General features: G+C 75.0%; 7 protein-coding genes. 1 reads left to right on the forward strand and 6 read right to left on the reverse strand.

The features are described from left to right. Window positions 1-14 precede the first annotated feature (14 nt). On the reverse strand, window positions 15-1,115 hold the full coding sequence (locus WN71_RS09340) for an aldolase/citrate lyase/malate synthase family protein (RefSeq protein WP_046583983.1): 1,101 nt from the start codon (window positions 1,113-1,115) through the stop codon (window positions 15-17). A 220-nt stretch (window positions 1,116-1,335) separates the two neighbouring features. Between WN71_RS09340 and WN71_RS09345 the strand changes: the two genes are divergently transcribed. Further along, window positions 1,336-2,004: a Type 1 glutamine amidotransferase-like domain-containing protein gene (locus tag WN71_RS09345; protein ID WP_046583984.1), complete on the forward strand. Its 669-nt coding sequence runs from the start codon at window positions 1,336-1,338 to the stop codon at window positions 2,002-2,004. A gap of 93 nt (window positions 2,005-2,097) precedes the next feature. Here the strand turns inward: WN71_RS09345 and WN71_RS09350 are convergent, their stop codons facing one another. The 5 genes from WN71_RS09350 to WN71_RS09365 form a co-directional block, all read right to left on the reverse strand. Further along, the gene (locus tag WN71_RS09350; protein WP_046583985.1) at window positions 2,098-2,319 is read right to left on the reverse strand and encodes a DUF5988 family protein; all 222 of its coding nucleotides are present in this window, start codon (window positions 2,317-2,319) and stop codon (window positions 2,098-2,100) included. A gap of 12 nt (window positions 2,320-2,331) precedes the next feature. Then, window positions 2,332-2,475 (reverse strand): hypothetical protein, encoded by a 144-nt coding sequence (locus tag WN71_RS41830; RefSeq protein WP_167382911.1) that lies wholly within the window; start codon window positions 2,473-2,475, stop codon window positions 2,332-2,334. Window positions 2,476-3,108: 633 nt separating this feature from the next. Further along, window positions 3,109-3,930, reverse strand: a complete 822-nt coding sequence (locus tag WN71_RS09355; protein ID WP_046583986.1) for an AfsR/SARP family transcriptional regulator — start codon at window positions 3,928-3,930, stop codon at window positions 3,109-3,111. Window positions 3,931-4,184: 254 nt separating this feature from the next. Further along, window positions 4,185-5,030: a 4'-phosphopantetheinyl transferase family protein gene (locus WN71_RS09360; protein WP_046583987.1), complete on the reverse strand. Its 846-nt coding sequence runs from the start codon at window positions 5,028-5,030 to the stop codon at window positions 4,185-4,187. Then, a partial coding sequence (locus WN71_RS09365; protein ID WP_071369813.1) for a beta-ketoacyl [acyl carrier protein] synthase domain-containing protein occupies window positions 5,027-6,855 on the reverse strand: 1,829 nt, incomplete at its 5' end. The genes WN71_RS09365 and WN71_RS09360, both read right to left, overlap by 4 nt.

The following is a 6,855-nucleotide window of genomic DNA, read 5'->3' on the forward strand; positions in this document are numbered from 1 at the left end:
GACGTGCCGATCGGTCACCCCTCGCCCGTGCGTCCCGTCCTCCCGTCATGGAAGGCGGGATAGCGCGGCAGCGGAGCCACCTCCCAGCCCCCGGCGACCTCGGACAGCAGCGACCGCACGGTCCGCGCGAAGGCCGGGAACTCGGTCAGGTCGGCGGCCGTCTCCCAGCGGTGCCTGAGCAGTTGACGGACGGTCGGGGCGGGGCGCCGGGTCGGGTGCAGGGGCGCGTCGTCGCGGATGGCGCGGGAGAGCAGGCGTACGGTCGCGTCCAGGGTCCACACCGCTACGGCCTGCCGCACGCCCGCCTGCCACACCGCGTCCCGGGCCAGCGCCGGGTACACGGTGGCGACCTCCGCGCGATAGGCACCCTCGATCGCCGCCGCCGTCCCGGCCGGGAGGGTGAAGACGCACCAGCAACTGGAGAACGGCATCCGGCAGTAGGCGGCCGTGAGGAACACCGACTGGAAGCAGGCCGCCTCGAAGTCGATCAGCCGCAGCCCCTCGGGGGTGAGCAGGTTGTTGTCGAGGCAGGTGTCGCCCGGCGTGAACGCCGGGTACTCATGGCCGCCCGCCGTCCCGATCCCGGTCAGCTCCTCGACCAGCCCCGCGGGAGCCGGAACACCCGCCTGGCCGAGCACCCCGGGCAGGGCCGCGATGTTCTGAACCGTCCACGGCTCCTCCTCCCACGACGGCCGGCCCATGTCGTAACGGGCCCACTGGCGCTCGAAGTCGGCGCGCCGCCCCACCGACGCGGCGGCCAGCCGCCCGAGCCCGCCGGCCCAGGCCAGCAACCCGTCCTCGGCGGCTGCCGGATCGTCGCCGAGCAGGACGTCCACCAATGTCGGTACGGCGCCCAGATCCGCCATGACCAGCAGCGGGAACTCCGGGTCCACTCCCAGGACTTCGGGTCCGGCCAGGCCGAGGGACAGCCCGGCGGCCTCAGCCGTGAACGCGCGCAGGGAGTCCGGTGCGCCGGTGAACGCCTTGACGATCACGCTGCCGCCGTCGGCGGTCCGGCACCGCACCACGGTGCTGCGCCTGCTGCCCCCGAGGTCGACGGGGTCGGACAGCTCGACGCCCAGCAGGTCACCGGCGGCACGCGTGATCGAGTCCATCCCGGCATCCTGGCACCACGGCGCGGGCCGACGCAGGCGGATTCCCGGCCCGTCGACCTGTCGCCCGACCGCTCCGCCGCCCGGCCGCCCCGTCGCTCTGTCACCCTCTCGCCCTGCCGCCTCGTCGAGACGCCCGCCCCGCCGCCCCGCGCCCTGCGGTCGAAGCGCGCCGCGCCCCACGTTCGTTGCGCACGCCCCTCGATCATGATTCGCTCGCCCGATGGATCTGCTGTTGACGGCGAGCGGCCTGCGCAACGACACCCTGCGGGACGCGCTGCGGGACATGCTGGGAAAACCGTTCGGGTCGGCCAACGTCGTATACGTGCCCACCGCGTCCGTCGCCGAGCCTGGCGACCACGGGTGGCTGGTCGCCGACCTCAACCGGGTGCACGGTCTGGGCTGGCGGGAGTTCGACGTGCTCGAACTGAACGGCCTGCCACCGCGGACGGTGCTCGACCGGCTGCTGCACGCGGACGTCGTCTACGCCGGGGGCGGCAATCACTACCACCTCGCCCGCAGCATCACCGGCAACGGCCTGGCCGCAGGCTTCCTCGACGCCCTGCGGAGCCGCGTCTACGTGGGCCTGAGCGCCGGTTCGATGATCTTCAGCCGGAATCTGACCGCGCACTCGGCCGATGTCATCGGGGACACGAAGGACCTTCACGCTCTCGGCGCCACTGCCGTGGAATCGCCGTTCGGCCTCTTCGACTGGTATCTGAAGCCCCACCTGTACTCGCCCGACTTCCCCGAGCGGGACGACTCCTGGGCCGACCGCATCGTCGAACGGGCGGACTTCCCGATCTACTTCCTCGACGACGACACGGCCGTGCGCGTCCGGGACGACGAGGTGGATGTCGTCACCGAGGGCCGCTGGCGCTTCCATCCGTGACACGAGAAGGAACTCCGAACGCTGGAGGAGCCGTTCGGAGTTCCGAGGAGGGGGCGGGCGGCGGCAGGACGGCATCCGCCCGCGGGCCGGGGGCTACTCGGCGACGTAGGTGTGGCGGGCGTAGCGGAAGACGCGCAGCGCGGACTCGCCGCGCTGCACGAACTCCTCGGTCGGCGCGAAGTGGTCGTAGCGGTTCTCGACGCGCATCTTGAAGATCTCGCCGTGGTCGGCGACATGGGCGACGATCTCGTGCCCGGCGGTCCGGTAAGGACCGCCCAGCAGAAGGGCGTTGGCGGAGACTGTGTTCGTCGGCATGCTGGGACTCCTTCACTCGTCGCGGCCGTCGGGGCCGCTGGTGTCCTGCTCGGCCGGGCGGTCCGCGGGTGGCCGGCGCACGGGCAGGAGCGCGTCCTGCGCCTCGTCATGACCGGCCGGCAGCAGTCCGTCGGCGGCGAGCACCATCGGGTTCACGGGCCGGACCCCCTTTCCCGTCGACGGCCGGACGCGCGGCCCTGTCCCTGTCCCGGATCGTGTCGTCCGGGTCGCGCCGGCCGTACGGCCCACCGTCCCGCCGGCCGCTCGAAATCCCCTCGAGACCCGCCCGAGGAACGACCCCCGCCAAACCTCCGGCCCTCCCACCAGGGCTTGTCCTAGGGGCCGTTAGGGGTACGCCGCGCACCGCCGTGCGGCTTAGAGTCGGAACACGGCGCGACGCGGACGGCCCGTGCGAGGGATGCACCCGGGCGGCCGCTCAGCGGGCTCCCACCCCCCGGGACGCCCGCACCGCGGCACCATCGCGCGCGCCGGCCGGCCTGGCAGCCGTGACCGGACAGCGATCCCCCTCGGGGCCCCGGCTGCCGGCCGGCCCCTTTCCCTTTTCCGCCTCGCACGGAGGCTTCCGTCGCGCACGGGCGTTCCCCGTCTCGCGCGGAAGCTCTCCGCCTGCACGGACGCTTTCCGCCCCGCGCGTACGCGTCGGTCTCGCACGGAACGGCGGATCCGGTCTCGACCGCCGTCCGCCGTCCGCCACGCGAACCGTCGGAGACGGCACGCGGGGGCCCCGGCAGGTCGGCCGCCGGGGCCCGTCGGGCGCAGCGGCCCGTGTCAGGCCGCGAAGAGGTCGAAGGTGGAGGTGCGGCGGGGACCCGCGCACACGTCCAGCAACGGGTCGACGGCGAGCATCGCCTGGTGCAGGCGCTGCAGCTGCGGGGAGGGCTCGACGCCCAGGTCCTCGATGAGCCGGCCGCGCAGCCGACGGTAGACGTCCAGCGCCGAGCCCTGCCGGCCCGACCGGTACAGCGCCACCATCACCTGCGAGTGCAGACCCTCGTGCTGCGGGTGACGTGCCGTCAACTCCATCAGTTCCGCGATGAGTTCGGCGTGGCGGCCGAGGCGCAGGTCGGCGTCGATGCGCCGCTCCACGGTCACCAGGCGGCTCTCCTCCAGGCGCAGCGCCTCGATCTCCAGGACCGGCCCGAGACGGACGTCGACCAAGGTCGTGCCCCGCCACAGGTCCAGGGCGGCGCGGAAGCTGGCCGCGGAGACGGCGTTGTCGCCGCAGTCGAAGGCGGCCTGGCCCTCGCGCACGAGCGTGTCGTAGCGGTGCACGTCGACCGCGGTGTCGGGGATGTGCAGCAGATAGCCGCCGTGCCGGGTGGCCAGCACGCCCTTGGCGTCGAGGGCCGTGCCGGGTCCCATCGCGGTGCCCAGGCGGCGGCGCAGCTGCAGGATGTAGGTCTGGAGGGTGGTCAGCGCGCTCTGTGGCGGATGGGAGGCCCAGATCTCCTCCATCAGCGTCGGCACCGACACCACACGGCCGGGATATAGCGCGAGCAGGGCCAGGATCTGCCGTGGCTTGCCCGCCGTAGGAACGATGGATAACCCGTTGACCTCTGCGTTCAACGGTCCAAGAAGCTGGATCCTCACACGACCCTCCCCGTTGTTCGTCCGCCTCGCACTTCGTGTCCGTGGCCAAAAACCTGTGCCGCAATGCAAGCTAGCCGGACCCGTGGGCGGTGAGCGTTTTTCTCCAGACGCCCTGTAGCGGACTTCCAATATTCGTTGGTTTCTGTACTTTTTCGATCAGCGGGGCGCCCGTGCGGCGCCCCTTCTCCCCCGGCTCCCCCGACCTTCCCCTCCGCCCGCGGCGACACACCGGGCCCGGGGCGATCGCGGGCCGTTCACGAGGCGAGCGCCGTGGGAAACGGGCTCGGCCCCGGTTCGGGCACCGGCGCCGGCGCGGGCAGCGTCATCGCCGCCGGTGCCGAGCGGGCCCAGGGGAAACCGTGGTGGAGCTGGAGCGACGGCGGCGGGCCGGGCCCGGCCTGCACCGCGAGGGCGACGAGCACCCCGGGCACCGGCTCCAGTTCGGCGAAGCTCCATCGGCCGTCGAGGTCGTCCTCGGGCGGGGTGAACGCCTCGACGCCGCGCCGTTCGGCCAGGGTGAAGGAGAACGCGTCGAAGGGCAGGCCCAGGCCCAGGCCGCGGGCCTTGGCGTACGCCTCCTTCAGCGTCCACAGCCGCAGCGCCCGGCGCTCCCGCCCCTCGCCGGGACCGGCGGCGGCCACCCAGGCCTGTTCGGCGGGCGCGAAGGTGGCGGTGATGGTGGCGAGCGCCTGCGCGTCGCGGCCCAGCCGCTCGATGTCCACGCCGATACGGCGGCGGCGCACCACGCCGAGCAGGTTGTAGCCGCCGGCGTGGGAGAGGTTGAAGTCCAGCTGGCGGCCGCCGCGCGGCAGCCCGCCCGCGGGGTACTGGAGGAACGGCCGCCCGCGCGGCGAGCGCCAGATCACCAGCTCCGGTTCGACCAGCCCTGCTTCCATCGCCAGCGCCCGCCGCACGAGCGTGTGGGCGACGACGTACTGGCGTCGGTCGCGGTCGAAGAGAAAGCCTCCGGCCGTCTGGCGTTCCTGTCCGTCGAGCCAGTGCGCGGCCAGCACCCCCGCCAGGGCGGGCGGCAGATCCTCGTTCGCGCACAGCCACAGCTTCACCGGCGTGGCGGCGGCCCCCGCCGCGGCCGCGTTCACCGCGACCGCCCCCCGTCGCCGAGCGGCAACGGCCGCCCGAGCAGCGCGCTGGGTGGCAGCGCCACCACGGCGCACGACGGCCCCGGCGGTCCCTGAGGCTCCGGCGGCACTCCGCCCGCTCCGAGGGTGCCGGCGTACGGCGTCGGGCCGGACGTCGGCTCCGGTTCCACGGCCGTGACGTCTACGCCCGCCAGCCACAGCCGGGCCAGCTGCCCGTGCCGGCGGGCCCCCCACAACGCGGCCACATAGGCCCGGGTCTCGGGCAGGTCCTCCAGCGGCGGCACCGGCGCCCGATCGCCGGGCCCACGGGCGCCCCGGGCCGGGTCACCGGGCAGGGCGCCGGCGGCGGATGTGCCGGTGCGGGCGAAGTCCGCCAGCGCGGCGGCCAGTTCGGGCATCCCGTGGGCCGTCACCGCGAGCCGGCAGGCCCGTGCGGTCCGTCCGGTCCGCAGTTCCCGCGCCACCCGCGCCAACGACGGCCCTCCGGCGCCCAGTCGGGCCGCCCACGCCGCGAACCGGCGTGCGGTCGCCGTCAGATGCTCCGGCGTGGGCGCCGACAGCAGCACCAGCTCCTGCCCGCCCGGCGGATCCGACCACGCGTCGCTCCCGGCGGGCGGATCCGCCACGGGGCAGGCCGGCCGGTCCGACACAGGCCCCGCGAGCCGGTCCACGGTGGGCTGGGCGGGCGTGGGCGCCTCCTCCAGGACGACGCGGGCGCATGTACCGTCGCCGCCCTGGGCGCTGACCCCCGCACGACGCGGCAGGTTCGGGCCGGGCGCGGGCCAGGGGCGCGGCGCGGCGCCGGGCGCGAGGGTGGTGTGTGCCAGTTGCAGCACAGCCAGGGTCACGGCCGCGGCCCCGGCGGCCGCCCCGGCGTCCCCGGTGCGGCGGGCCGCGGTGTGCACGTCCTCCTCCAGGGCGATGGCACGGGCGTCGATGCCGCTGGCCCGCCACAGGGCGCGGGCGATGCGCGCACGGGCCGTGGCCGGACCGCCGCGGCCCTGGTGGACGACGGCGCTGAACCGCACCACCGCGTGCACCCGGTCGCCGCTCGCGCGGGCCGCGGCGAGCGGCCGTATCAGGACCGCGCCCGCCCCTTCCCCGCCGCCGGGAACGTGTCGGTCGGGATGCAGCCGCAGATCGGCCGCGCCGACGAGGGCGGCCGCGCACTCCCCGGCGCGCAGCGCGCCCAACGCCTGGTGCAGCGCGGCCAGGAAGGCCGTCGGCCCACCGCCTGCCGTCGTCTGGTGCGGCCCGCGCAGATCCAGCAGGGCGGGCAGCCGCCCGCTCAGCAGCCGGGCCGTCGCGGGGGCGGCGGGCGTGCCGGACAGCACCGCGTGGTCGGGGCCGCCGAGCGCGGCGAAGACGCCCAGGCTGCGCGGCTCGCCGTCGGCCGCGCGCAGCCGGTCCAGTCGCGCACCGGTGTAACCGGCGCGCTCCAGCGTGTCGAAGGCGACCTCCAGCAGCAGCCGCTCCTGCGGATCCGCCGCCGCGGCCTGCCCGGCCGTCAATCCGAAGAACTCCGGGTCGAAGACATCGGCGTCCCGTACGAAACACCCCGCCCCACCGCCGACGCGACCAACGCCGCAACCGTCGTGGGCGGCGTCGGGACCGTCGTCCGCCACTGTGCGGCTGCGGCGGACGGGCGGGAGGGCGGTGACGGCAGGGCCGTGCAGCGCCCCCGTCCAGAAGGCGTCCAGGTCGTCGGCGTACGGGTAGCGCCCGCCGAGTCCGATGACCGCCCAGGCGTCCGTCGCGGCCGTAGGAGCGTCGTCGCCACGGGCGGGGGCGGGGGCGGGGATCGGGACCGGTACGGGGGCGGGGA

This window comes from Streptomyces mangrovisoli (assembly GCF_000974985.2).
In the GTDB taxonomy this organism is placed as follows: Bacteria; Actinomycetota; Actinomycetes; order Streptomycetales; family Streptomycetaceae; genus Streptomyces; species Streptomyces mangrovisoli.